Annotated in this window: 20 protein-coding genes; 2 read left to right on the top strand and 18 right to left on the bottom strand. The window is 64.6% G+C overall.

Features of this window, described 5'->3' with window-relative positions; translation table 11 throughout:
• Window positions 1-6 precede the first annotated feature (6 nt).
• The 3 genes from G520_RS0114735 to G520_RS0114725 are packed head-to-tail and all read right to left on the bottom strand — an operon-like array spanning window position 7 to window position 3,579.
• On the bottom strand, window positions 7-1,638 hold the full coding sequence (locus tag G520_RS0114735) for a GMC family oxidoreductase (RefSeq protein WP_028536313.1): 1,632 nt from the start codon (window positions 1,636-1,638) through the stop codon (window positions 7-9).
• Window positions 1,635-2,144, bottom strand: coding sequence for a hypothetical protein (locus G520_RS24075; protein WP_051229431.1), 510 nt, complete (start codon window positions 2,142-2,144; stop codon window positions 1,635-1,637). Before G520_RS24075 ends, G520_RS0114735 begins: the two co-directional genes overlap by 4 nt.
• A gap of 4 nt (window positions 2,145-2,148) precedes the next feature.
• Window positions 2,149-3,579 (bottom strand): coniferyl aldehyde dehydrogenase, encoded by a 1,431-nt coding sequence (locus tag G520_RS0114725; RefSeq protein ID WP_211222841.1) that lies wholly within the window; start codon window positions 3,577-3,579, stop codon window positions 2,149-2,151.
• Window positions 3,580-3,678: 99 nt separating this feature from the next.
• On the opposite strand from G520_RS0114725, the gene G520_RS22980 reads away from it, so the two are divergent.
• Window positions 3,679-4,896, top strand: coding sequence for a vWA domain-containing protein (locus tag G520_RS22980; protein ID WP_051229430.1), 1,218 nt, complete (start codon window positions 3,679-3,681; stop codon window positions 4,894-4,896).
• On the opposite strand, the gene ureG is transcribed toward G520_RS22980, so the two are convergent.
• The 12 genes from ureG to urtA all read right to left on the bottom strand — a co-directional run bounded on the left by ureG (window position 4,865) and on the right by urtA (window position 15,596).
• Entirely contained in the window at window positions 4,865-5,476 is a 612-nt protein-coding gene (gene ureG, locus G520_RS0114715; protein WP_028536311.1) for an urease accessory protein UreG, read from the bottom strand. The two genes, G520_RS22980 and ureG, sit on opposite strands and share 32 nt — an antisense overlap.
• A gap of 33 nt (window positions 5,477-5,509) precedes the next feature.
• A complete protein-coding gene (locus G520_RS0114710) occupies window positions 5,510-6,193 on the bottom strand; it encodes an urease accessory protein UreF (RefSeq protein WP_051229429.1) in 684 nt (227 codons plus the stop codon).
• Complete coding sequence (gene ureE, locus G520_RS0114705; protein WP_028536309.1) at window positions 6,190-6,687, bottom strand: urease accessory protein UreE; 498 nt, start codon at window positions 6,685-6,687, stop codon at window positions 6,190-6,192. Before ureE ends, G520_RS0114710 begins: the two co-directional genes overlap by 4 nt.
• Window positions 6,688-6,701: 14 nt before the next feature.
• A complete protein-coding gene (gene ureC / locus G520_RS0114700) occupies window positions 6,702-8,402 on the bottom strand; it encodes an urease subunit alpha (protein ID WP_028536308.1) in 1,701 nt (566 codons plus the stop codon).
• Complete coding sequence (locus tag G520_RS0114695) at window positions 8,399-8,704, bottom strand: urease subunit beta (protein WP_028536307.1); 306 nt, start codon at window positions 8,702-8,704, stop codon at window positions 8,399-8,401. The genes ureC and G520_RS0114695 overlap by 4 nt, the downstream gene beginning before the upstream one ends.
• A gap of 10 nt (window positions 8,705-8,714) precedes the next feature.
• Window positions 8,715-9,017, bottom strand: a complete 303-nt coding sequence (gene ureA / locus G520_RS0114690; protein ID WP_028536306.1) for an urease subunit gamma — start codon at window positions 9,015-9,017, stop codon at window positions 8,715-8,717.
• Between the two features lie 20 nt (window positions 9,018-9,037).
• A complete protein-coding gene (locus G520_RS0114685) occupies window positions 9,038-9,883 on the bottom strand; it encodes an urease accessory protein UreD (protein WP_051229428.1) in 846 nt (281 codons plus the stop codon).
• Window positions 9,884-9,972: 89 nt separating this feature from the next.
• A complete protein-coding gene (urtE, locus tag G520_RS0114680; RefSeq protein ID WP_028536304.1) occupies window positions 9,973-10,671 on the bottom strand; it encodes an urea ABC transporter ATP-binding subunit UrtE in 699 nt (232 codons plus the stop codon).
• A 33-nt stretch (window positions 10,672-10,704) separates the two neighbouring features.
• Complete coding sequence (gene urtD / locus G520_RS0114675) at window positions 10,705-11,526, bottom strand: urea ABC transporter ATP-binding protein UrtD (protein ID WP_028536303.1); 822 nt, start codon at window positions 11,524-11,526, stop codon at window positions 10,705-10,707.
• Window position 11,527: 1 nt separating this feature from the next.
• Window positions 11,528-12,628 carry an urea ABC transporter permease subunit UrtC gene (gene urtC, locus G520_RS0114670; protein WP_028536302.1) on the bottom strand — a complete coding sequence of 367 codons (1,101 nt, stop codon included), beginning with the start codon at window positions 12,626-12,628 and terminating at the stop codon, window positions 11,528-11,530.
• Window positions 12,629-12,638: 10 nt separating this feature from the next.
• Window positions 12,639-14,225, bottom strand: coding sequence for an urea ABC transporter permease subunit UrtB (gene urtB / locus G520_RS25400; protein ID WP_028536301.1), 1,587 nt, complete (start codon window positions 14,223-14,225; stop codon window positions 12,639-12,641).
• 96 nt (window positions 14,226-14,321) lie between these two features.
• Window positions 14,322-15,596 carry an urea ABC transporter substrate-binding protein gene (urtA, locus tag G520_RS0114660; protein WP_028536300.1) on the bottom strand — a complete coding sequence of 425 codons (1,275 nt, stop codon included), beginning with the start codon at window positions 15,594-15,596 and terminating at the stop codon, window positions 14,322-14,324.
• Window positions 15,597-15,994: 398 nt separating this feature from the next.
• On the opposite strand from urtA, the gene G520_RS22975 reads away from it, so the two are divergent.
• Window positions 15,995-17,338 carry an MATE family efflux transporter gene (locus G520_RS22975; RefSeq protein WP_084637656.1) on the top strand — a complete coding sequence of 448 codons (1,344 nt, stop codon included), beginning with the start codon at window positions 15,995-15,997 and terminating at the stop codon, window positions 17,336-17,338.
• Here G520_RS22975 and G520_RS24070 read toward each other — a convergent pair.
• The 3 genes from G520_RS24070 to G520_RS22965 form a co-directional block, all read right to left on the bottom strand.
• Complete coding sequence (locus G520_RS24070; protein ID WP_028536299.1) at window positions 17,315-20,743, bottom strand: PAS domain S-box protein; 3,429 nt, start codon at window positions 20,741-20,743, stop codon at window positions 17,315-17,317. The two genes, G520_RS22975 and G520_RS24070, sit on opposite strands and share 24 nt — an antisense overlap.
• Window positions 20,744-20,911: 168 nt before the next feature.
• A complete protein-coding gene (locus G520_RS0114645; protein ID WP_051229426.1) occupies window positions 20,912-21,844 on the bottom strand; it encodes a response regulator in 933 nt (310 codons plus the stop codon).
• A complete protein-coding gene (locus G520_RS22965) occupies window positions 21,825-25,196 on the bottom strand; it encodes a hybrid sensor histidine kinase/response regulator (RefSeq protein ID WP_211222840.1) in 3,372 nt (1,123 codons plus the stop codon). Before G520_RS22965 ends, G520_RS0114645 begins: the two co-directional genes overlap by 20 nt.
• Window positions 25,197-25,238 lie beyond the last annotated feature (42 nt).

The raw sequence follows: 25,238 nt of genomic DNA, 5'->3' as shown, positions 1-25,238 counted from the left end.
TGGAAGTCAATTCTCTCGATCCGACTGTCCGTAGGTCAAACGCCGTGCCAGCGAGTCGGCGGCACGCATGGAAAAAGCGTAGACGGACAGCTGCGGGTTCGCCCCGATGCTGGTCGGAAACACCGACCCGTCGATCACGGAAAGATTGTCGAGCTGCCAGTGCCGGCCCAGGCTGTCGACCACGCCGCCGCTATCTGCGCGACTCATCGCCGCGCCGCCCATGACATGGGCGCTCACCAGGCGGGCCAAACCCGCTTCGAGAGGCAGTTCCCCGATCAGTCTCCGCGCCTCGGCCCAACTGTGCACGAGGCGCGCCGACTCGTGCACGGTCAGCACCGCGCGCGCGCCGGCAGCGAATTGCACCTCGGCCATCGCCAGCCAGCTGCGGCGTACCGCCTCCCACACGACATCGGTCACCGGATAGTCGAGCTTGGCCGCGCCGTCACTGTCCAGATGCACGCGCCCCCCCTCGCTGTCGGGGTGAAACCCGTCGCGCAGCAGCGCCAGCATGACATTGAGGTGGGGCATGGCCCGCATCAGCCGCCGGTGCCCGACCCCGAAGCCACTGAGCACGCTAGACAGAATCACCGGATGCACAGGCGGCACCTCCAGTTTGAAGCCGAGGGCGCCATCCAGCGGGGCGGCAGGCATGAAATGCTCGCAATACACCGACTGCGGCGCGCCGTTATAGGCTTCGATTCTGTTGTCGAACAAAGCGCCGGACAAGGCGACCGGATGCAGGAAAGTACGGCGCCCCAGGCGCTGGTAAGGATCGGGAGCCGCACTGCGCAACAGAACGGCCGGCGTACCGATGGCTCCGGCGGCCAGAACGACATGAGCGGCACGGACTCTGACCCGGTATCCGCTGGGGCGCAAGCCGTCGGAGCCGAGCGCCACCCCCTCCACCGCTTCGACCCGGTCATGCGTCGCGTTGAAGCTCAAACGCTCGACCCTGACCCGCGTCAGCAGCCGTGCTCCCGCTTCGAGCGCGGCTGGGAGGGTGGTCACCAGCATGGATTGCTTGGCATTGGTCGCGCATCCCATGCCGCAATAGCCGAGGTTCCAGCACGCGCGCACATTACGCCGGATAGGCGCGCTCGGCCAGCCGAGTGCGCGGCAGCCGCGCTCCAGCACCGCGTTATTGGCATTGGGCGGCGCCGCCCAGTCCGCCACGCCGACCCGGGCTTCGGCACGTTCGAACCAGGTCGCCATCGACGCCTCGTCGAAGTCGGACAACCCGAATTGCTCGCGCCACCAGGCCAGCGTCGATGCCGGTGTTCGAAAGCAGCTGGTCCAGTTGACCGTGGTGCTCCCGCCGACGGTTCGCCCCTGCAGGATGGTGATGCCCTGGTCCGCCGTCTTGCGCGCCGCCGATTCCTGATACAGATCGGGATAGGCCTGCGCTTCCAGCAGGCGGAAGTCGCGCGAGGTGCGAAACGCCCCTTCCTCCAGCAGCACCACCGCCAGGCCGGCGCGGGTCAGTATTTCGGCGCTGATCCCGCCCCCGGCCCCCGTGCCGACGATGGCCACATCGGCATTCAGCTCCAGGTCGCCGCCCAGCGCAGAGGCATCGATGACACGCCACCCGCCCGCCAGCCCCTCTGCCAGCGGATCGGGCAGATGGGGGTGCACGCTCATGGCAGCCACTCCATCACCGGAGGCTGCCGATAGTCGAGCGCCTCCCAACTGGCGGGGTTCCCGTACCAGGCCGCGCAGATCAGGGCATGCAAAGCCTGATAGGCACCGCGCAACAGCTGCAGGCGACCGAGCCGCCAGCGCTGCAGAAAAGCCTCGATCTCGCTGGCGGCGGCCTCGCCCCACGGCAGGGTCACGCCGGCCAGTCCATGCCGTCCCCAGCGGCTGCCAAGCACGTCGAGCAGGCGCCGCAGTTGCCGCTGCGGCCCCGGCGGCAAGCCCGCGGCGGCAAGGTCGAAACCTCGCAGCACTGCCGCACGGTCCACGCCCGCGAAGCCGATGACCACCGGAGCCAGCGCCGCGATCAGCACCGCATCCGCATCGCCAAGGAAGCGCCGCCCGCCTCGCGGCGTACTGTCCGGCCATGCGCGATGCAGCGCCCAGCCTCCTGCGATCAGGACTCCCGCCCCGGTTCCGGCGACAGAAAGAAATTGTCTGCGAGACAGCATCGGTTCATTCTCCCAGCATCCAGCGCAGCAGCAAGGCCGCGCGGCGACCGTAAGGCGGCCGCAACCATGCTACACGGCTGAAACGGCTCTGCACGAACACGGGTTTGGGCTGCGACAGGCGCAGGAATCCCTCGCGTCCGTGGTACTGTCCGAAGCCGGAATGACCGACCCCGCCGAAGGGCAGATCATCCTGCGCGATATGCAGCAGCGTCTCGTTGATGCAGAGACCGCCGCTGACGGTCTCGCGCACAGTGCGATCGATGCGGCGCGCGTCATCGCTGAAAAGATACAAGGCCAGCGGACGCGGCCTGGCGTTGATGTAAGCCAGCGCCTCGTCGAAATGCCGGTAAGCGATCAGCGGCAGAATGGGGCCGAAGATTTCCTCCTGCATCACCCGGCATGTGGCAGGACAGTCCAGAATCAATGTCAGCGGCATCTTGCGCACCGCCGCGAGATCCTCGTCTCCTGGGCCGGTCTCGATCACGCGTGCGCCCGCGGCACGCGCTTCTTCGCGCCAGTCGACCAGCCGCCGGTAATGCCCGGCATGACAGATGGCGCTGTAATCCGGATTATGGGCGAGCGTCGGATACGCGGCGTTCGCCTGCCCGACCAGCCGGGCGAGCAATGCCTCGCGTTGATTCTCGCTGATCAGCACATAATCCGGAGCGATGCAGGTTTGCCCGGCATTGAGCATCTTGCCGCTCACCAGCGCGGCGGCGACACGTTCCAGGTCGGCGTCGTCGGCGACGATGGCCGGCGATTTGCCGCCAAGCTCCAGCGTCAACGCCGTCAGATTGTCGGCTGCCGCACGCATCACATGGCGGCCGACGGCAGTCGACCCGGTAAACAGCACATGATCGAAAGGCAGGCGGCAGAACGCGGCCCCCACCTCGGGCCCGCCGTTGACTACGCGCACGACATCGGGCCCGAGAGCCGATTCGAGCAGATCGCAGAGCAGCGCTCCGAAACGCGGGGTGTGCTCCGACATCTTGAGCATGGCCCGGTTACCGGCGGCAAGGGCTGCGGTCAGCGGACCGATCGCCAGCAAGAGCGGGTAATTCCACGGGACGACGATGCCGATCACGCCGAGTGGCTGCGCGAAGACGCGGCTTTTCGCCGGCAAAAACCAGAAACCGGTCGCACGGCGCTGCGCGCGCATCCAGCGCGCGAGGTGCCGGCCGGCGTGGCGAAGACCTTCGCGGGCGGGAAACAATTCGGCCAGTCGAGTCTCGCTGCGGCTGCGCTGGCCGAAATCGGCATCGATGGCCGCGGCGATCGCATCGGCGTTGACCTGCAGCATGGCGGCGACGGCCTGCAAGCGACGGCGACGGCATGCCGCCGTCGGGTAAGGCTCGGCCGCATGGCTCGCGCGCAGACCGGTCAGCATGCTCCCCATATCCTCGAACGACGGTTGCGGCTCGATGGGCTTTGACATAGGCTATCCTCAAGCAGACAGCAACAAACTCAAACGATCGTTTGGAGTTCAGGCTCCAATCTATCATCGCCCACCGCTGTTGTCACCCGCAAACCTACCATGCTGATTGATTTTTTCATGGCTTTGCGCGCCGCGCACCTTCCCGTCACGCCACAGGAGCTGCTGACCCTGGCCGCCGCACTGGAGCGCGGTCTGGCTTTCGGCCACGTCGACGACTTCTACGCCCTCGCACGCCTGTGCCTGGTCAAGGATGAAAAATACTTCGATCGCTTCGATCAAGTCTTTGCCGCCTTCTTCTGCGGCGCCTTGCCGCCGGCCGACGATCTCGAGCGGGAACTCCCCGCGGCCTGGCTGCACCGCCAGGCGGAGAAGCAGCTGACTCCGGAAGAGCGGAAGCAGCTGGATGCGCAGGGCTGGGATGCATTGATGGAGACCTTGCGCCAGCGGCTCGCGCAGCAAAAGGAACGGCATGAGGGCGGAAAAATCTGGATAGGAACCGCAGGATCGAGTCCATTCGGCGCCTGGGGCGAACACAAGGAAGGCGTGCGCATCGGGCAAGCGCACAGCCGCAAGCATGGCGCGGTCAAAGTATGGGAAAAACGCGAGTTCCACAATGCCGACGACAGTGTCGAACTCGGCAGCCGGAATACCAAGATGGCGCTGCGCCGGCTGCGCCAGTTCGCCCGCAGCGGCGCGCCCGACGTTCTCGATCTGGACGCGACCATCGCCGGCACGGCAAAGAACGCCGGCCTGCTCGACCTGCGCTGGATGCCGGAATCGCGCAATACGGTCAAGGTGCTGCTTTTGCTCGATGCCGGCGGCTCGATGGACAGCCATGTCCAGACCTGCGAAGACCTGTTCGCCGCCGCGAAGAGCGAATTCAAGCACCTGCGGCATTTCTATTTCCACAACTGCATCTACGAAACGCTCTGGAACGGCAAGCCGCGCCGCGATGCGACACGCACGGCGACCCAGGAACTGATCAATACCTACGGCGCCGACTACAAGTTGATCATCGTCGGCGATGCCACCATGAGTCCTTACGAGATTACGCATCCGGGCGGGAGCGTCGAGCACAGCAACGCCGAAGCCGGTGCCGTCTGGCTCGGCCGCCTGCTCGCGCATTTCCGCCATGCCGCTTGGCTCAACCCGGTCGCGCCCGCCTATTGGGAGCCGGTCGCATCGACCCGACTGTTGCGCGACTTGCTGCAGGGACGCATGTATGCGCTGACGCCGGAGGGTCTGAGCCAGGCGATGAACGATTTGAAGAAGAGCCGACCGGCGCTTACAAGGTCAGCATTCCCCGCTCCTCGATGAAACCGATGATGTCGCTCAGGCCCTGTCCGACCTTGAGGTTGGAAAATACGAAAGGGCGCTCGCCGCGCATCGTCTTCGCATCGCGCGCCATCACCTCGAGCGAGGCACCGACCATGGGGGCGAGGTCTATTTTGTTGATCACCAGCAGATCGGACTTGCAGATGCCGGGCCCGCCCTTGCGCGGGATTTTGTCCCCGGCCGAGACGTCGATCACATACACGGTCAGATCCGATAGTTCGGGGCTGAACGTCGCCGCCAGATTGTCGCCGCCGCTTTCGATGAAAATCACGTCGAGCCCGGGGTGAGCCGCATTGAGACGGGCCACCGCCTCGAGATTGATCGAGGCATCCTCGCGGATCGCAGTATGCGGGCAGCCGCCGGTTTCGACGCCGATGATACGGTCCGGCGCCAGGGCCTGGTTGCGAACCAGGAACTGTGCATCTTCCTGGGTATAAATATCGTTGGTCACTACCGCTATGTTGTAGCGTTCGCGCAGGGCGGTGCACAAGGCCCAGGTCAGATGGGTCTTGCCTGAGCCGACCGGCCCGCCGATACCGACGCGCAAAGGCGCTTTTTGCATGGAATTCTCCTGTTGCCGGGTGCCGCATCCGCGTCAGGAGCGGAACAAGCGGCTGTATTGGGTTTCATGCTTCATCGCCACCCAGGCCAGCCCGGGCGCGAAATTACTGAGTTCATCGTCGGGCAGTTCGAGCGCCGTCCGCGCCGCGCCGACGATGTCGGGCAACAGCGCCGACAGCAGCCGCTGCCCGTCGGTCTGCCCCATCGGCATGGCCTTGAGCAGCACCATCACCTGATTCTCGAGCCAGCTCCACAGAAAACCTTCAACCGCGGCGTCGGCATCGAGCTGGAGCGAATACGCCGCCAGCGCCCAGGCGACGAGCAGCGCGAGCGGCACGGTTTGCAAGGACTCTGGCCACGGCCGCGCCCTCCCCTCCGGCAGTTCGACGAACAGGCGCCGCAGCGAGTACCCCATCTGCTCGTTTTCCTGGCGTTGTTCGCGGCTATCCCGGCTGGCCAGCACGCGCCGGTTGATGGCAAGCAGAGCCGCGTCATCGCCAGCCGCACGCGCGCGCCAGGCGCGAGCCAGCAAGGCGGCGTCGAAACGGCTGAGCGGGCCGTGCAATACCTGAAGCAGCCAGTCTCGCGCGCTACCGGCATCGTGCACCAGACCGAGTTCAAGCGCGCTCTCCATGCCCTGCGAATAGCTGAACCCGCCAATCGGCAAGCCCGGGCTGGACAGACGCAGAAGTTGCACTACCGCGAGCGAGGGCATCATCCGCCGTTCGCGAACTGGTGCAGGCGCGGCGCGTACTGGAAAGCCGCATCCTTGCCATGCGAATGATGGTGCCCGCCACCATAGGCACCGTGTTCGGGCTGGAACGGAGAGGCAAGGCGTTCGACCTCGGCCCCCATCTGGCGCAGCATCTGCGCAAGCACCTCATCGTCGAGCAAGCGCAGCCAACCGTCGCCGACCTCCAGATGCACATGCCGGTTGCCAAGGTGATAAGCCGCACGGCACAGCTCGACCTCCGAACCGCAACGGACCTGCAACAGCGCCTCCGGAGCCGCCGTCACGCGCACCCGGCGACCGTCTTCGGCCTGTAGCACCTCGCCATGGCGCAATGGCCGGCCCGCCTCGAGAAACAGGCCGACGTCTTCGCCGCCGGTCGTCGATGTCCGCAAGCGGCTTTTGCTGCGCAGCTCGAAACTCATCACCAACTCGGCGTCCCAGCGCGTCGCATCGTCGGCGCGCCGTGTAATGACCAGCATGCGACTCTCCTCGTTCAAAACAGAAAATAGCGCTGCGCCATCGGCAACACATCGGCCGGCTCGCACCACAGCAAGACGCCATCGGCGCGCACCTGATAGTTCTGCGCATCGACCTCGATGCGCGGCAGCGCACTATTGTGGATCAGATCGGTCTTTTGCACCCCGCGGCAGCCCTTGACCGCAACCAGCCGCTTCTTCAGCCCCAGCGTCGTGCCGAGATCGGCGTCCAGTGCTGCCTGCGACACGAAGGTGACACTGCCGGCGGCGACGGCGGCGCCGTAGCTGCCGAACATCGGCCGGTAATGCACGGGCTGCGGCGTCGGAATGCTGGCATTGGCGTCGCCCATCGCGGCGGCGGCAATCAGGCCGCCCTTGAGGATCAGGCTGGGCTTGACCCCGAAGAAGGCCGGCCGCCACAGAACCAGGTCGGCCAACTTGCCCACTTCGATGCTCCCGACTTCGTGCGCGATGCCGTGGGTGATGGCCGGATTGATCGTGTACTTGGCGAGGTAGCGCTTGATGCGCGCATTATCGTTGCCCGTCGTGTCGCCCTCGAGCGGGCCGCGCTGGCGCTTCATCTTGTCGGCGGTCTGCCAGCAGCGCAGGATGGTCTCGCCAACCCGCCCCATCGCCTGGCTGTCGGAGGAAATCATGGCGAAGGCGCCAAGATCGTGCAGGATGTCCTCGGCGGCGATGGTCTCGCGGCGAATCCGGCTTTCGGCAAAGGCGACGTCCTCGGCGATGGCCGGGTCGAGGTGATGGCACACCATCAGCATGTCGAGATGCTCGTCGATGGTGTTGACGGTGAACGGCCGCGTGGGATTGGTCGAGCTGGGCAACACATTGGGGTAGCCGCAGGCCTTGATGATGTCGGGCGCATGCCCCCCCCCGGCACCCTCGGTATGGTAGGTATGGATGGTGCGTCCCTTGAACGCCGCCAGCGTGGTTTCGACAAAACCGGATTCGTTCAGGGTGTCGGTGTGTATCGCGACCTGGACATCCATTTCGTCGGCAACGGACAGACAGTTGTCGATTGCCGCCGGCGTGGTACCCCAATCTTCATGCAGTTTCAGTCCGATCGCACCCGCACGCACCTGCTCGCGCAAGGGCTCGGGCAAGCTCGCGTTGCCTTTGCCGGTAAAGCCGAGATTCATCGCAAACGCTTCGGCCGATTTCAACATCTGCGCAAGATGCCACGGCCCCGGCGTGCATGTCGTGGCATTGGTCCCGGTAGCGGGGCCGGTACCGCCGCCTATCATGGTGGTGATGCCCGACATCAGCGCTTCTTCGATCTGCTGCGGACAAATGAAATGGATATGGGTGTCGATGCCGCCCGCGGTGACGATCATGCCCTCGCCGGCGATGATTTCGGTGGCGGCGCCGATGACAATGTCCACGCCGGGCTGGATATCGGGGTTGCCGGCCTTGCCTATGCCCTGGATACGTCCGTCCTTGAGCGCGATATCGGCTTTGACGATGCCCCAGTGATCGAGAATAAGGGCATTGGTGATCACCGTATCGGCCACGTCGGCCGCCAGCCCCTGCCCCTGTCCCATGCCGTCGCGGATGACCTTGCCGCCGCCGAATTTCACTTCTTCGCCGTAAACCGTCAGGTCACGCTCGACCGTGGCCCATAGCTCGGTATCGGCCAGCCGGACCTGATCGCCGACGGTGGGGCCGAACATTTCCGCGTATGCCTGCCTGCTTATTTTCATAACGCCCCCATCACTTGCCCCTGGAATCCATACACCTTGCGCTCACCGGCCAGGGCCACCAACTCGACGGTTCGAGTCTGGCCGGGTTCGAAGCGCACGGCGGTACCGGCGGCAATGTTGAGCCGGAAGCCGCGCGCCGCCACGCGATCGAACACCAGAGCCGCATTGGTTTCGGCAAAATGGTAGTGCGAGCCGACCTGGATCGGCCGGTCCCCGCTGTTAGCCACGACCAGGGCAAGCGTCGCCCGCCCGGGATTGAGTTCGATCTCGCCGCTGACGGCGCGCACTTCGCCTGGAATCATTCGCCGCTCCTCATACGATGGGCTGATGGACGGTCACCAGCTTGGTGCCGTCCGGGAAAGTCGCCTCGACCTGAATCTCGCTGATCATCTCCGCCACACCGTCCATGACCTCGTCGCGCGTGAGCAGGGTGGTACCGTAGTGCATGAGTTCGGCCACGCTGTTGCCGTCGCGCGCGCCTTCGAGAATCGCGGCGCTGATGAAAGCCACCGCTTCCGGATAGTTCAGTTTCAAGCCGCGTGCGCGACGCCGCTCGGCCACCAGGCCGGCGGTGAAAATCAGCATCTTGTCCTTCTCGCGGGGAGTCAGTTCCATGAGATTCGCCTTGTGTCGGTTCAGGTCGCCCATATGCGCGGATCATGCGCGGGGCGGCCATGGGTAAAGGGATGGATCAAGGCACGAGCGCACCGCAGCCAGCGCTGCGCCTCCTCGGCGGAATCGCCGGCAAAACGGGCAACCCAGACATCGGGCAGCTGGCTGGCCGCGGCCTGCCCGCCCGTCTCCAGCGCCAGCACCGAGCGATGCATTTCCGGCGGCAGCGGCGGACCCGCCCACAGCAGCAGGCCGACGGTAGAACGCCCGGCCAGCCCGACCGGCGATGTCAGCAAGGGGGTGCCGGCGGTCAGCACGGTGTGCTCGCACCAGATCAGTCTGTCGTCGCGTTCGATTTCCGAAAGTTGGCGCCACGCACCGCGCATGAAGGTCTCGGCACAGGCGGGCCGGCCGAGGCAGACGACATCGCCGAACAGCAGGCCGGCATCGCCGTGCAGGCGCGCACGCATTTCCAGTCTCACATCGGCTCCGGCATAGAGTATGGTTTCCTGCGGCAGCCATGCGAGCCGCGAGCCGGCCTCCAGTTCGAAATTCAGGATCTGCCCGGCGGAATGGCCGAAGCCATCGTACCATTTGGCCGCACCGGGACTGGTGATCAGGACATCCGCGCCCCCCGCCAGCGCGACATCGACGCGCAAGCGGTCGCCACCGGCGATGCCGCCCGGCGGGTGAACGACGATATGCTGGCAGGCGCCGGCCGGGTCGATAAAATGCTTTTGCACCCGAAGCGGGCCATGGTGCCGCCGCTGCACCGGAACGGTGCGGCCGCCGCGCACGGCGTAGCCGAGTTCCAGGCTGGCGTGCCAGCCCAGCTTGAGCAGGTGTGGAGGAGCGTCGTCTGGCTTCATCGTTGCGGACCGGGCTTGGGGGTCACCTGTCGGGATCGGTGCATGACGTGCAGCAAAATCCGTACCAAGGCACTCATTCGGCGCAGGCCTCAAATCGCCAGCAACTCGCGCACGCCGTCGGCGGACATCGCGGCGCCGGAACCGGCCTTGACCATCTCGCCGCGCGCCATGACCAAGTAGTTGTCGGCCAGTTCTTCGGCAAAATCATAATACTGTTCCACCAGCAGAATCGCCATATCGCCTCGCTGCGCAAGCTGTTTGATCACCTCGCCGATCTGCTTGATGATGGACGGCTGAATGCCCTCGGTCGGCTCGTCGAGAATCAGCAGCGAGGGCCGGCCGACCAGTGCCCGGGCAATAGCGAGTTGCTGCTGCTGGCCGCCGGACAGATCGCCGCCACGACGCTGCTGCATTTCGCGCAAGACCGGAAACATGGCGAAAACCTCGTGCGGGAGCTCGCGCCCGCGGCGCCCGCCGAAACGGGCGAGTCCCATGCGCAGATTTTCCTCCACCGTCAGACGCGGAAAAATCTCGCGCCCCTGCGGCACGTAAGCGATGCCGCGCCCTGCGCGGCGGTGGGGCGCATAGCGGGTGATGTCCTCGCCCTGCCAGCGTATCCTTCCGCTCTTCGCCGCGAGCTGCCCCATCAAGCATTTGAGCAGGGTGGACTTGCCCACCCCGTTGCGCCCGAGTATGCACGTCACCGCGCCGACAGGCGCGTCGAAGCTGACATCGCGCAGAATATGGCTGCCACCGTAGTATTGATTGAGTTGTTCGACCTGCAGCATACGGCTTTCCTCCGATCCCGATACGCAAGAGCGTCACCGCCCGAGATACACCTCGGCCACCCGTTCATCGGCCTGCACCTGGGCCAGACTGCCCTCGGCCAGCACCGCCCCCTCCGCCAGCACCGTCACCCGCTCGGCGATGCTCGCGATAAACGCCATGTCATGCTCGACGACCATCAGCGAATGCTTGCCCCTGAGGCTGAGCAGCAGTTCGGCCGTTTTGTCGGTCTCGGCATCGGTCATTCCGGCCACCGGTTCGTCCAGCAGCAGCAGCTTGGGCTCCTGTGCCAGCAACATGCCGATTTCCAGCCATTGCTTCTGCCCGTGCGACAGCCGTCCGGCCAACCGCCGCCGTTCGTCCTGCAGCCGGATCAACACCAGCAGCGCATCGATCCGGTCGCGCTGGGCGCCGTCGAGTCGCGCTCTCAGGCTGGCCCAGACCGATTTGTCGCCGGCCAGCGCCAGTTCCAGATTCTCGCCCACCGTCATCGCTTCAAAAACCGTCGGTTTCTGAAACTTGCGCCCGATGCCTAGCTGGGCGATTTCCGCTTCCCGGTAGCGGCTCAGGTCCAGGGTCTGTCCGAAAAAAGCGGTGCCGGAATCGGGGCGCGTCTTGCCGGTGATCACATCCATCATCGTGGTCTTGCCGGCGCCATTGGGGCCGATCACACAGCGCAGCTCGCCCACGCCGATAGTCAGCGTCAGCTTGTTCAGCGCGCGAAAACCGTCGAAGCTGACGGTGATATCGTCAAGATAGAGGATCTGGCCGTTGCTCGTGTCGACCCCCGGCTGCAGCGGGCGCCCGAGCCCCTCCCCTTCCCGGCCACCGGCCGGCATCGCGACAGATCGCGTCATATCAGCGCTCTCCCTTGCCTGCGTTGAAAATCCCCATCAAGCCGCGGGGCAGCAACACCGTTACCGCGATGAACAGGAAACCGAGGAAAAACAGCCAGTAGTCGGGGAACGCCATGGTGAAGCCGCTCTTGGCCGCGTTGACGAGCACCGCGCCCAACACAGGACCGATCAGGGTAGCCCGCCCGCCCACCGCGACCCAGATCGCAATTTCGATCGAATTGGCCGGTGCCATCTCGCCCGGATTGATGATGCCGGCCTGCGGCACGTACAAGGCGCCGGCCAGCCCGCACAGCACGGCAGAGAACACCCAGATCGCCAGCTTGAAATAGAGCGGGTCGTAACCGCAGAACATCAGTCTCGACTCGGCATCGCGAATGGCGGTCAGCAGGCGGCCGAAGCGGCTGTTCACCAAGCAGCGGCTCGCCAGCAGCGCCGCCCCCAGCAACAACACGGTCAGCGCGAACAGGGCAGCGCGCGTCCCCGGCGCCGCGATACCGTAGCCGAGAATACGTTTGAAATCGGTAAAGCCGTTATTACCGCCAAAGCCGGTCTCGTTACGGAAGAACAACAGCATGGCTGCGTAGGTCAGTGCCTGCGTCATGATGGAGAAATAGACACCCTTGATGCGCGACCGGAACGCCAGCCAGCCAAAAACCAGCGCGAGCAGGCCCGGTACCGCCGCCGCCAGAAACAGCGCCCAGGCGAAATGCTCGCTGCCCCGCCAGAACCAGGGCAGGGTTTTCCAGTCCAGGAACACCATGAAATCCGGCAAGGCGCTCTGGTAATTCCCGTCGCGACCGATCGAACGCATCAAATACATTCCCATGCCATAGCCACCCAGCGCGAAGAAAAGCCCATGTCCGAGGCTCAACAGACCGGTGTAGCCCCATACCAGGTCCAGTGCCAGTGCGACGATGGCATAGCACAGGATCTTGCCGACCAGGGTCAGCGAATAGGCACTCACGTGCAACGCACTACTCTCGGCCGTCCACAAATGCAGTGCCGGCATGGCGAGCAAGGCAAGCAGCGTCGCGACGCAGACACAGGTCCCCAGGCGCGGCCCCAGTACGGCAGCCAAACGCAGCGATATCGGTTGAGGCATGAAACGTCTCCTAGTCGTTCGTCCGGCCCTTGAGGGCGAATAGTCCCTGCGGGCGCTTCTGGATGAACAGAATGATGAACACGAGGATGAAAATTTTGCCCAGCACCGCCCCCAGCGACGGCTCGAGAATCTTGCCGATGACGCCCAGCCCCATCGCACCGTAAACCGTGCCGGCCAACTGCCCGACTCCGCCGAGCACTACGACCATGAAGCTGTCCACGATATAACCCTGCCCGAGCTCGGGTCCGACATTCCCGATCTGGCTCAGCGCCACTCCGCCCAGCCCGGCGATACCCGAGCCCAGTCCGAAAGCCAACATGTCGATACGCCCGGTCGCGACGCCAACGCTGTCCGCCATGCACCGGTTCTGCGTTACCGCACGCACGAACAAGCCGAGCCGCGTCCGCTTGAGCAACAGCCAGGTCAGCAGCAGCACGGCGGCGACAAACGCGATGATCGCGATGCGGTTATACGGCAGGGTCAATGCCGGCGTCAGCTGCCAGCCTCCCGACAACCAGGATGGATTGGACACTTCGACGTTCTGGGCACCGAAGACGACGCGAACGGCCTGGATCAGCATCAGGCTGATGCCCCACGTGGCCAGCAGGGTCTCCAGCGGACGGCCGTAGAGGTGGCGGATGACAAGTCTCTCCAGCGCCATGCCGACGACGAAGGTCAATGCAAATGCCACCGGAAGCGCGGCGAGCAGGTAACCGTCAAATGCAGCCGGCCAGTGACTGCGGAACAGATTCTGCACCGCATAGGTCGCGTAGGCACCGAGCATCAGCATTTCGCCATGCGCCATATTGATCACCCCCAGCAAGCCGTAGGTGATGGCCAGACCGAGCGCGGCGAGCAGCAGAACAGACCCCAGGCTCAGGCCGCTGAAGGCATAGCCGAGCAGGTTGTAGGCCATCTGCCGCGTCTTGATCGCACTCACCGCGTGCCGGGCTGCGGCGCGAACGCCGGCATCGGCTTCGCTACCCGGATCGGTCAGGGGAACAAGCCGGGTCAGGAGCGCGGGGTCGTCGCTGCCGGCCAGCATCGCGATCGCCGCCAGACGGGTTCCGGCATCGGGGCTGGCCAGCTGCAACGTGGAGAGGGCGCTGTCCAGCGCCGCGATGACGGCGGGGTCGCTCTCCTTTCCGCGCCGCGCGACAAGCAAAGGCAGCAGCGCGGGATTGGCCGCCTGGCGCAACGCCTCCACCGCCGCCAGTCTATGCGCCGGCGATACGTCGCCCAAGCCGCTGGCGGCATGATAGGTATCAAGCGCGACCCGCAGCGCATTGTTGACAGGAACCGCGTCGACTCCATCCGGCAGGGTGGCGCGGCTTAGACCGCTTTCGACATCCTTTATCGTCTCGCCCACCTGCAGATACACATGTGTGGCGTCGGCATCGGTCAGCAGTTGTCCGTTCTCGAGCGCGGCGATGGCGGCGTTGCGCGCACTGTCGGGCGCGCCGGCCCAGGTCTCGACGAGATCGGCGCGGGAAGCCGGATCGGCCCGCCCCAGCTCGGCGGCGGGCACCGCCGCCCAATTCGCGGCGCTCGCCAGCAGGGCAAGCATGGCCAGTACGTACAGTAGCGGAGTATTCATGGCAACTTCCTGGCAGCTAGGGAGCCGGCGCGGGCAACGCGCCGGCTCCGGACGGACGGCGGCGCCAGACGCACCGCCATCGGTACCGGACATCGATCAAAGCCTGGTTTTGACCGGGGTATCGGGCTTGCCCGCATCCCCGGGGATGTAGGGGCTCCACGGCTGCGCCTTGATCGGAGCCCGGGTCTTCCATACCACCGAAAACTGTCCGTCGGCCTGCACTTCGCCGATCATGACCGGCTTGTGCAGATGATGGTTGCGCGGGTCCATCTGCAAGGTAAAACCGGACGGCGCCTTGAAGGTCATGCCGGCCATCGCGCGAGTCACCGCGGCGACATCGGTGGTCCCCGCCTTCTTGACCGCCTGCGCCCACATGTTGATGCCGACATAGGTGGCTTCCATCGGATCGTTGGTCACGACCTTGTCGGCCCCCGGCAGGCCCTTCTTCCTGGCCCAGGCCTTGTAATCGGCAATCCATCTGCCATTGACCGGATTCTTCACGCTCATGAAGTAGTTCCAGGCAGCGAGGTGACCGAGCAAGGGTTTGGTATCGATGCCTTTCAGCTCCTCCTCCCCGACCGAAAAGGCCATCACCGGCACATCGGTGGCCTTCAGCCCCTGATTTCCGAGTTCCTTGTAGAACGGGACATTGGAATCGCCATTGATCGTCGAAATGACGGCAGTCTTGCCGCCTGCAGCGAACCTCTTGATATTGGCGACGATGGTCTGGTAGTCGCTATGCCCGAACGGGGTGTACTCCTCCTGAATGTCCGAGTCCTTCACGCCTTTCGACTTGAGGAAGGCGCGCAGAATCTTGTTGGTGGTGCGCGGATAGACATAATCGGTGCCCAGAAGCACGAATCGCTTGGCACCGCCCCCTTCCTTGCTCATCAGGTATTCCACTGCAGGGATCGCCTGCTGGTTCGGCGCCGCACCGGTATAGAACACATTGGGCGACAACTCCTCGCCCTCGTACTGCACCGGATAGAACAGGAGGCCGTTGAGTTCTTCGTACACAGGCAGCACCGACTTGCGCGATACCGAGGTCCAACAGCCGAAGGTGACGGCGACCTTGTCGCGCGTCAGGAGCTGACGTGCTTTCTCGGCAAACAACGGCCAGTTTGACGCCGGATCGACAACGACCGGCTCCAGTTTTTTACCGAGCACTCCCCCATGGGCGTTGATCTGATCGATGGTGAACAAGGCCATGTTCTTCAGCGAAGTCTCGGAAATCGCCATGGTGCCGGACAAGGAGTGCAGTATGCCGACCTTGATCGTGTCGGCGGCGAAAGCCGGCATGGACGCCAGACCGGCGGCGGCCAGAGCCAGAGTCAGAGCGGTGGATTTCAGTAAATGGCGGCGAGTCGGCATGAATTGCTCCCTGGTAGCGGATATCGTTCCGGAAATGGTGCAGTGCGAGATCAGCATAGGGGCGGGATGAGATGGCAGAAATACGTCATCTGACGTATGCGCGACCGGTGAGCCGCGCCGGCTTGCCTCCGGCAGGGCGCTCGGGACGAACATTCAGCCCAGAAGGCCGAACGACGATGGAAATTCGAAACGGCAATACCGGCGCAGGCGACCGGAGCCGACATCGCCGGTCCGGCCATGAGCTTTCTGCTCGCCCCTGCCCCCCGTCCGGATGCCTGAAGCGGCGGCGGCCACCGCGACGCACGGCCGCAGGATAGCCGCCGCCCGGCCACAAAACGCTGGCCGCAGCCGGGGCAGACTTGCTACGATGATCGGCCCCAGCCGACTCCACGCCGCCGATGCCCACTTCGTTCCCCCCCGCCATTCAGGCACCATCGACCAGGCAACTGATCCGCTTCACCATTCCGGTCATGCTTGCGGCGCTGGCCACTCCCCTGATGGGGCTGGTCGACACGGCGGTATTGGCACGACTCGGCGACAACGCGGTACTGGCGGCGGCCGCCATAGGCACCACCCTGTTTACGGTCATCTACTGGTGCTTCAGTTTTCTGCGCTTCACCACCACCGGACTCGTGGCCCAGGCCGCGGGGCAGCACGATAGAGAGCAAGTGCTTCTGGCCGGTTTGCGTCCGATGATCGCCGCGCTGGCCGGCGGCATTGCGATCTTCCTGCTGCAATGGCCGATAGCCCGGCTTGCCTTGTGGTGTCTCTCGCCACCGCCCGATGTCGCCGTGCTTGCCCGCCATTATTTCGATGCCCGCATCGTCTCCGCACCATTCACCCTGCTGGCCTATGCCCAGTTTGCCTGGTTGCTCGGGCTCGGACACTCGCGCCAGGTCATGCTGTTGCAGCTGTTCATGAACGGGCTCAATGCGGCTCTCGCGCTACTGTTCGTTCTGGGCTTGCATTGGGGCATCGCCGGAGCGGGGGCGGCCACGGCACTGAGCGAAACGCTGGGCAGTGCACTGGCCTTGCGGACCATGTTCAACATCACCCCATGGCCCCACTGGCGCAGCGCACTTGCCCGCATTGCGGGCGCCGCCCCCTGGCGGCGCTTGTTTGCGGCCAACCTGGACATCATGGTGCGCACCCTGCTGCTGACGGCGGCATTCGCGTTGATGACGCGCGAAGCCGCTCGCCTGGGCACGATCACCCTGGCCGCCAATCAGATCGTGCTGCAGGCATTCATGGTGATCGTCAGCCTGCTGGACGGCTTTGCCACCGCGGCCGAGGTGTACGGCGCGCGGGCCATCGGTGCCGCCTCGCGCCAGGCACTGACGACGACCATCCGGCGCTGCGGCTGGCTGTCCATGGGGTGGGGGCTTGTGCTGACCATCGCTCTGGCCGGCAGCGGTCACTTCTATCTCGCGGCCATCACGCCCGACCCCGGCTTGCGGCAGGAAGCCGCGCGCTATTGGCCGTGGCTGGTGGCACTGCCACTGGTCAGCACCTGGGCGTTTTTCTGGGATGGCGTATTCATGGGGGCGCTGCGCACACGCACCTTGCGCAACGCAATGCTCATCAGTTTCGGCCTCTATCTTCCCTGTCAGATCGGTTTATCCGGCGTATGGGCCAACCACGGAATATGGGCCGCCCTGGTGATTTTCATGCTGCTGCGCGGCCTGCTGCTGACTCTGGCCTGGCCCGGGCTGAAAACGTCAATCGGCGCGAGCGGATGCTGACAGGGGATCGCTTTCGCACGGCGTCGCCGTCAGCCACTTCAGCAGGGTTGCAAACAGGAGGTCGGGGTCGACCGGTTTCGAAATGAAATCATTCATGCCGGCAGCCATGCATTTGTCGCGATCTTCGGTGAAGGCACTGGCGGTCATCGCCAGAATGGGGATGGCCGCGCCACCGGCAAGGCGCCGGATCTCGCGCGTAGCCTCGAGCCCGTCCATCGCCGGCATCTGCATATCCATCAGAATGAGGGCGTAATCGCACGTCGCCGCCATGCGCACGGCCTCGGCCCCGTTCTGCGCCAGATCCGGCACCAGTCCGGCCGCGCGCAACAGCAGCAACGCCACCTCCTGATTGATGGCATCGTCCTCGGCCAGTAGCACCCGCTTGCCGCAGTGCAGGCGCAAGAGGGTGCTCTCGGCCGCCTCCCCCTGCATCTCTGCCGTTTCGCTCTCGCCGGCCCCTCTGCTGAACCATGCCGTCAGCCAGAAAGTGCTCCCCCTGCCCAGGCTGCTTTTGACGCCGACCTGCCCGCCCATCAGCAGGGCAAGACGACGGGTGATGGCCAGTCCCAAGCCGGTACCGCCATGCTTGCGGGTCGTCGATTTATCGGCCTGCTCGAAAGCATCGAACACCCGGTCCTGCTGCGCCTCCGACATGCCGATGCCGGTGTCGCAGACCTCGAAGCGCAACAAATACCCGTTTGCGGATTCGTCGGCGACCCTGCCCGACAGGGTGACGCTGCCGCGCTCGGTAAACTTGATCGCATTGGCCAGGTAGTTGACGAGAGCTTGCGACAAGCGGGTTGGATCGCCATGCAAGGCCTGCGGCATGCCGGAGACCTTGATGCACAGGCTTAGCCCTTTGGCGGTCGCGTCGGGGCCGACAGCAGCGACCGCCGCGTGCAATACACGCGACAGCGTAAAGTCGACTTGCTCGAGACTCAGCTTGCCGGCCTCGATCTTGGACAGATCCAGAATGTCGTTGATTACCGCCAGCAGATGCTTGCCCGAAGCATCGATCTTGTCGAGCTGATCGAGCTGCAGCGGCGTCGCGCCCGAACGTCGCATCAGATGCACCATGCCGAGGATGCCGTTCATCGGCGTACGGATCTCATGACTCATATTGGCGAGAAAGGCGCTTTTTGCCCGGGTGGCGGCCTGTGCCACATCACGCTGGATACGTGTCCGCAGGGTCTGGATGCCATAGGCGACATTACGCGTCAGCTCCTCCAGCAAGCCCACTTCCTCCTCGGTGAACGCATCCGCATCGGAGGCGTAAACCGTCAGAGCGCCAAAAGTCTCACCCTCTATCGTCAGCGGCAGGGCGGCGCTGGAGCGATAACCGCGCCGCAGCGCGGCCGCGCGCCACGGCAACATTTTCGGGTTGTCCTGCCAGTTCTGATTGATCTGGGCCGCCCCGGTCGCGATGGCCATGCCCGTCGGACCGCGCCCGTTATCCGCTTCGCCATCCCAACTGATGCTGACATGGTCGAGATAGCCTTCCTCGTAGCCCGAGCGCGCGACCGGCACCACCTTCTTCGCGACATCCTGCTCGGCATAACCGACCCAGGCCATCAGATAGCCACCGGTTTCCACGATAAGACGACACACATCGGACAACAAGGTCAGTTCATCCCCGGCATGTGCCAGACGCATATTACTGTCGCTCAGCAAGCGCAAGGCCCGATACAGCCGGGTTTGATGCTGTTCCGCCTGACGGCGCTCGGTCAAATCGAACAACGTCGAGCGGCTCATCAGATAACGGCCGTCTTCATCCAGCAGCGCCGTCGCTGTCAGGAGCACGGGAAGCAGGCTGCCATCCTTGCGGATCATGTCGAATTCGACGTTGCGCACATAGCCACGCTGTTTGAATTCGATAAAAGTGTTCCAGAACAGGGTCGCACTGGCCGTGGTCAACAGATCCGGGAATTTTCTGCGCCCCGCGATCTCACTGCGCTCGTAGCCGAGCCAGCGCAGCTCGGTATCATTGATGCGCAGAATCGTGCCGTCCGCCGCCAGCGAGTGATAGCCGTTGGCCGCGTTGTTATACAGATCCTCGCTCTCGCGCAAGGATTGCCGCAGAGCGTCTTCCGCCACCTTGCGCTCCGTGATGTCGCGGATGACCGCCTGACTGTAGTTGCGCCCGTCGTGCACCACCCTGCGCACGCTGATCTCCACCGGAAAACGACTTCCGTCCTTGCGTACGTTGACGGTCTCGTAAAACTGGCTTTCCCCACGCAGGATGCGCTCATGCAAGGCCGGTATCTGCGCACGCAGCTCCGGAGCGCGCAGCTGAACCACGCTCAGGCCCAGCATCTCTTCGCGGCCATAACCGAAAATCGCCAGTGCCCGCTCATTAACATCAATGATGAACAGATTCTCATCGTGGAACACGACCCCGTCGCGTGCATCGCGCAAAGCCAGGTCGAAGCGGGTCGCCAACTCGTTGCAGGCCGCCTCGGACTGGTCGCGGCAGACCTGCATCCGCCTCCGCTCGCGATGCCACAGCACCCCGGCAAGCCACGACAGCGCCAGCATGGCGGCAACGATGGCCGCGCCCTGGTTCAGGCGGGCAAAGGCCTCGCCCTCGTCGACTTTAGCGACCAGAATCCATGGCGTCCGGGCGATGGGCACGCCGGTCGCCAGCACCGGTCTTCCGCGAGAATCGACACCTCCGCCCGCTTCGGCGCCAGGCAAGCTCTTCAGCAGCACCGCATCAGGGCCGCCGCGCCGCACCAGCTCGGTCACTCCGCCGGGCCGGCTGCCCGGCCACTGCAGAAAAAGGAGAGACAGGAATTTTTCCGGGTCGATCGCCATGTCGACCAGCGCCAGAGGCAGCCGCGCGTTCTCTTCCCGGTACAGCGGAACCAGCAGACTTGCGACAATCGTCCCCGAAGAACCCGGAGCCCCCCTGTCGTACAGCACTGCCCGTCCCTCGCGCAGCGCCTCGGCCGCCCGTGCGCTCAGGCGGCGGTCGGCGCCCGCGCTCCCGTCGAGCAACAAGGGGGCTGCCGTGTCCGCATCCAGCAAGCGCAAACCCGGATAATGCGACGAACGCGCAACATGATGCAGCGTCTCGAGCATGCGCAGCCGCTGCGCCTCGTTGCGCCGGCCGCCACGCAGCCAACCCTCCAGTTCACGCTTGAACATGGGAGAAGCGACTGCCGCGCGCACCTCGTCCTCCTGCTCCTGCAGCCAGGACTGAATCCGGGCGACCTCGAGCGACGCTATCGCCGCCAGTTCGGCGCGAACCTGCTCGGCGCGGAACTGGTGCGCACGCCGATAGGCCGCATTTCCGGCAGCCGCAATGCCCAGCGCAACGATCAACGACACTAGCCAGACCGGCAGCGAGGTCAAACCGCGCACGCCTTGCCTGGCCTGCCTCTCCCCATCAGCGTTTGTCGCCATGTCGCCCCTTCCCGGGGATACCCGGATATCCCGTTGCCACGGTACGGGCCGCAGCAAAACAGGGGTCTGGTCGGCCCTGTCCCTCGCACATGCCTTAATAATAGTTAAACGCCGCACTTGCGCATGCTCATAGCATTAAAAAATACACAAGCCCATACGGCCAGCGCTTCAGCGCCCGTGAACCTTGTTCACTGCCACCCCGGCGGCGGCGGTGCGCGTTTCGACACCCAGCTTGCCGAAAATATGCTCCTGATGTTTGTTGACCGTGCGCGGACTCATGCCCAGGATGTCGGCGATATCGCGGTTGGTCTTGCCCAGGCTGATCCAGTACAGCACTTCGGCCTCGCGTCGCGTCAGTTTGAACGCACCGGCAAGAAGGGCGATCGCCCCTTCATCGCTCTCCTCGCGCAAAACCACCAGCCAGGCCGCACGCGCCGCCGGATCGTGCAAGGTGGCCAGCAAGCGGCGGTCGGCTCCCGCCAGCAGCAGGGGCGCGACCTCTTGCCCTATCGCCCGCGCTGCCGCCGCATGCCGCAGCCAGGCGGCCAGGCGCGGCGGCGCATGGTCATCGCCGGCACCGAAGTAGCGCTCAAGCAAACGGCCCGCGAGCGGCGTCTGCCACAGCATGCGACCGCTATCGGCATCGACGGCGACGGTTCCCTGCCCGAAGGCATCCAGTGCCGTGCGCGCCTCCGCCACCTGCCTGGCGTTGGCGACGTGTGCGGCAATGCGCGCGAGCACCTCGGGGGGGCGCAGCGGCTTGGTCACATAATCGGCGCCACCGGCATCGAAGGCGGCCAGCACATGCTCGCTCTCGGTCAGACCGGTCATGAAGACGATGGGAATCGGGCGGGTAAGGGAGTCGCCTTTGAGTCGCCGCGCCACGGCAAAACCGTCCATTCCCGGCATCACCGCATCCAGCAGAATGACATCCGGCGGACATTGCTGCACGCGCCGCAGCGCATCCTCGCCGTTTGTCGCCACAAGCACGGTATAACCGGCCGCATCGAGCGCATCATGCAACAGCATCAAGTTGTCCGGCACATCGTCCACGATCAGGACGATGTGCCGCGCCGAAACATCAGATGGCACCGCGCTCATGCTCCCCTCCCTCCACCCCGGCCAGAAACGCCTTCAACTCCTCGAAACGGAAACCGTCGACCAGGCGGGTCGCCGCGGCGACGAAAGCGGTGCGGCCGCCCTTGTCCAGACACTCGAGCTCCAGGCGGATGCCGCGCACATAGCCGAGTTCCAGCGCCGCCAGCAGACCTGCCAGCTCATGCGCAGGGGGCCGTTCAACACGCTCCGGCGCCAGCCGGGCAGAAGGCTCGGGACGGGCGACCCACTCCAGTTCCAGCGCCCGCCCGATCCAGTCCAGCAATTCCTCGACCTTGACCGGTTTGAGGATGAAATCCTCATCGGCGATACCGGCATCGTTATCCTGTCCCTTGTCGAAGGCATTGGCCGATATCACCGCCAGCCTCGCCCCGCATTGCCGCTGGCGGCGGATACGGCGCAAGGTTTCCCAGCCATCGATGCCCGGCATCGCCAGATCGATGAAGACGAGGTGCGGCTGGAAAACAGGCAAGCGTGCCAGGCACTCCAGTCCGGATTCCGCCTGCCCGATTTCGAAGCCGAGCGGCTGCAGGACCCGCGCCAGCATCTCGCGGTCCACGCACTCGTTATCGACCAGCATGATGCGACGACGTGGCCCGACATAGCCCACCCGGTTGCGACGCTGCGGTTCGCGCTCGTCCAGCGCCATCCTCGCCTGCGGCAGAAACAGCCGGACGCTGAAGCGGCTGCCCTGGCCCGGCTGGCTGCTGGCAGTCAATTCGCCGCCCATGAGGTCGACCAGCATCTTGCTGATGGTCAGGCCGAGGCCGCTGCCGCCGCTGGCGGCGCTGCCCCGTTCGAAGGGTTCGAATACGCGCGCGAGTTCGTCTGCCGCCATGCCGGGACCACTGTCGGCGATATCGAACTGCGCCATTTCACGCTGATAGCGCAAGCTGAAACGCACGCTGCCGTGCACGGTGAATTTGACAGCGTTGCCCAGGATGTTGATCAGTATCTGACGCAAACGTTTTTCGTCGGCCCGCACCACGGCCGGCAACGCCCCCTCCGGTTCGAAGCGGAAATCCAGCCCCTTGTTGCTCGCCTGCAGCTCGAACATGGCAACGATCTGATTGATGAGCCCGCCAAAGTCGACCGCCCGGGTATCGAGACTCAACCGCCCGCTCTCGATGCGGGCGATGTCCATGCTGCCTTCGATCACCGAAAGCAGATGGTCGCCGCTGCGCCGGATCACCTGCAGCGCCTGCCGATGGACGGGAGCGACACTATCGTCGCCGTCTAGAATCTGCGCATAGCCCAGCAGACTATTCAGCGGCGTGCGCAACTCGTGGCTGATCGCCGAGACATAGCGGGTCTTGGCGCGATTGGCCTGTTCCGCATCGCGGCGCGCTTGTTGCAACTGCGCGTCGGTGCGACCGTGCGAGGCGATTTCCTGCATCAGGCGCCGGGTCTGCCGGTTGGACTCCTCCTGCGCCACCTGCCGGCTCTTGTGCGTGAGCACCATCCACCACGCCGCCACCCCGCCCGCCAGCAGCAAGGCGGCAAACAGCCGCAGATACAGGGCAGGCGGCACCTGGCGGCTTCCGCCATCCCGCTCTACGCAGTACATCAGGCCGAGCAACAAGGCCAGCGAAGCCGCCATGCCTCCCATCAACAGCAAGTAGTGGCCGAGCCCGCGCTCGAGATAAGGCCGCAGCCGGTCCGGCAACAGACGCCGGAGCAGCCAGGCCCATTGTCCGGCCAGGTGTGCGTGCGGCTTGCACAGATCGTCGCACCGCGCATCCAGCGTACAGCACAGCGAGCAGATTCCCCCCTGATAAGCCGGGCAGAAGGCCATATCCTCGGCCTCATACTCGCGCTCGCACACCACGCAGCGACGGTAGCGCCTGGTGTCAGCATCCGCCGGGCGCGCCAGGTAATAGCGACCGCGCGTCAGACAGGCGAGCAAGGACGAGGCCAGCAAGGCGGCCAGCATCGCCACGCAGGGCGCCAGAGGCTGCACGGCCGCACCCAGCAGCCCGACATGGGCGGACACCGACAGGATCGAAGCCAGGCCCATCGCCCCGACGCCGACCGGGTTGATGTCGAACAAATGACTACGCTTGAACTCGATGCCGGCCGGGCTCAGGCCCAAAGGCTTGTTGATCATCAGATCGGCAACCACCGCCATGATCCAGGAGATGGCGATATTGGAAAACAGGCCGAGTATCTGCCCGAGCGCCTGAAACACCTCCAGTTCCATCAGCATCAGCGCGATCGTGGTATTGAATACCACCCACACCACGCGTCCGGGATGACTGTGCGTGAGCCGGGAGAAGAAATTGGACCACGCCAGCGAACCGGCGTAGGCATTGGTCACATTGATTTTAAGCTGGGACACGATGACGAACAGCGTCGTCGCCGCTATCGCCAGCCGGGCATCGGAAAACACATGCGAGAAACCGACCAGATACATCTGATTCGGATCGACCGCGCGCTCGACCGGCACCGCATTACGCAAGGCCAGCCAGGCCAGAAGCGCTCCGCCCAGCATCTTAGCCACCCCGGGCAATACCCAACCCGGGCCGCCGATGATGGTAGCCCATAGCCAGCGCCGCGAATTATACGGACTGCGAGGCGGCATGAAGCGCAAATAATCAGCCTGTTCCCCCATCTGGGTGATCAGCGCTACCCCGACCGTCAACGCCGCACCAAAGCGACGCACATCGAACTGCGCACCCACGGCTTCGGTTCCGCCAAAACGCCACAGCCCCGATAGCACGGTGGGGTCATGTCTGAGTACAAACACATAGGGCAGAACCAGCAACACCAGCCACAGCGGCTGTGTCCAGGTCTGCAGCCGGCTGATCACGGTCACTCCATGAGTGACCAGCGGCAGCACCACCAGAGCGCACAGCAAATAGCCCCAGACAGGGGGAATCCCGAAGCCCAGCTCGAGCGCATACGCCATGATGGCCGCTTCCAGCGCAAAGAAAATGAAGGTGAAGGACGCGTAGATCAGCGAGGTGATGGTCGAACCGATATAGCCGAAACCGGCGCCGCGCGTCAGCAGGTCCATGTCCACGCCATAGCGGGCGGCATAGAGGCTGATGGGCAAGCCGGCCAGGAAAATGATGGCGCCGGTGGCGAGAATCGCCCAGAACGCGTTGAAAAAACCGGCGTCGACCATCATGGTGGCACCGACGGCCTCCAGCACCAGGAAAGAAGCGGCGCCAAAAGCGGTATTGGCCACCCGCCACTCCGACCACTGCCGGAAGCGGCGGGGCGTAAAGCGCAAGGCATAGTCTTCCAGCGTCTCGCGCGCCACCCAGCCGTTATAATCGCGGCGGATCTTGACGATATGCTGAACAGGTGCATTCTGATCGGGGGGCGTGTCCACGATGATCTCCTGCCATATCATGCACCTGCAAGGCAAGAAACC

This window comes from Paludibacterium yongneupense DSM 18731, assembly GCF_000422925.1.
GTDB classification, from domain to species: Bacteria; Pseudomonadota; Gammaproteobacteria; order Burkholderiales; family Chromobacteriaceae; genus Paludibacterium; species Paludibacterium yongneupense.
The sequence above is the reverse complement of the archived record's forward strand: the minus strand, read 5'-3'. Positions and strand labels throughout refer to the sequence as shown.

Excerpts from the sequence above, each read along its gene's own strand:
- G520_RS0114735 (WP_028536313.1), bottom strand. The coding sequence starts at position 1,638 with ATGAGCGTGCACCCCCATCTGCCCGATCCGCTGGCAGAGGGGCTGGCG.
- G520_RS24075 (WP_051229431.1), bottom strand. The coding sequence starts at position 2,144 with ATGCTGTCTCGCAGACAATTTCTTTCTGTCGCCGGAACCGGGGCGGGA.
- G520_RS0114725 (WP_211222841.1), bottom strand. The coding sequence starts at position 3,579 with ATGTCAAAGCCCATCGAGCCGCAACCGTCGTTCGAGGATATGGGGAGC.
- G520_RS22980 (WP_051229430.1), top strand. The coding sequence starts at position 3,679 with ATGCTGATTGATTTTTTCATGGCTTTGCGCGCCGCGCACCTTCCCGTC.
- ureG (WP_028536311.1), bottom strand. The coding sequence starts at position 5,476 with ATGCAAAAAGCGCCTTTGCGCGTCGGTATCGGCGGGCCGGTCGGCTCA.
- G520_RS0114710 (WP_051229429.1), bottom strand. The coding sequence starts at position 6,193 with ATGATGCCCTCGCTCGCGGTAGTGCAACTTCTGCGTCTGTCCAGCCCG.
- ureE (WP_028536309.1), bottom strand. The coding sequence starts at position 6,687 with ATGCTGGTCATTACACGGCGCGCCGACGATGCGACGCGCTGGGACGCC.
- ureC (WP_028536308.1), bottom strand. The coding sequence starts at position 8,402 with ATGAAAATAAGCAGGCAGGCATACGCGGAAATGTTCGGCCCCACCGTC.
- G520_RS0114695 (WP_028536307.1), bottom strand. The coding sequence starts at position 8,704 with ATGATTCCAGGCGAAGTGCGCGCCGTCAGCGGCGAGATCGAACTCAAT.
- ureA (WP_028536306.1), bottom strand. The coding sequence starts at position 9,017 with ATGGAACTGACTCCCCGCGAGAAGGACAAGATGCTGATTTTCACCGCC.
- G520_RS0114685 (WP_051229428.1), bottom strand. The coding sequence starts at position 9,883 with ATGAAGCCAGACGACGCTCCTCCACACCTGCTCAAGCTGGGCTGGCAC.
- urtE (WP_028536304.1), bottom strand. The coding sequence starts at position 10,671 with ATGCTGCAGGTCGAACAACTCAATCAATACTACGGTGGCAGCCATATT.
- urtD (WP_028536303.1), bottom strand. The coding sequence starts at position 11,526 with ATGACGCGATCTGTCGCGATGCCGGCCGGTGGCCGGGAAGGGGAGGGG.
- urtC (WP_028536302.1), bottom strand. The coding sequence starts at position 12,628 with ATGCCTCAACCGATATCGCTGCGTTTGGCTGCCGTACTGGGGCCGCGC.
- urtB (WP_028536301.1), bottom strand. The coding sequence starts at position 14,225 with ATGAATACTCCGCTACTGTACGTACTGGCCATGCTTGCCCTGCTGGCG.
- urtA (WP_028536300.1), bottom strand. The coding sequence starts at position 15,596 with ATGCCGACTCGCCGCCATTTACTGAAATCCACCGCTCTGACTCTGGCT.
- G520_RS22975 (WP_084637656.1), top strand. The coding sequence starts at position 15,995 with ATGCCCACTTCGTTCCCCCCCGCCATTCAGGCACCATCGACCAGGCAA.
- G520_RS24070 (WP_028536299.1), bottom strand. The coding sequence starts at position 20,743 with ATGGCGACAAACGCTGATGGGGAGAGGCAGGCCAGGCAAGGCGTGCGC.
- G520_RS0114645 (WP_051229426.1), bottom strand. The coding sequence starts at position 21,844 with ATGAGCGCGGTGCCATCTGATGTTTCGGCGCGGCACATCGTCCTGATC.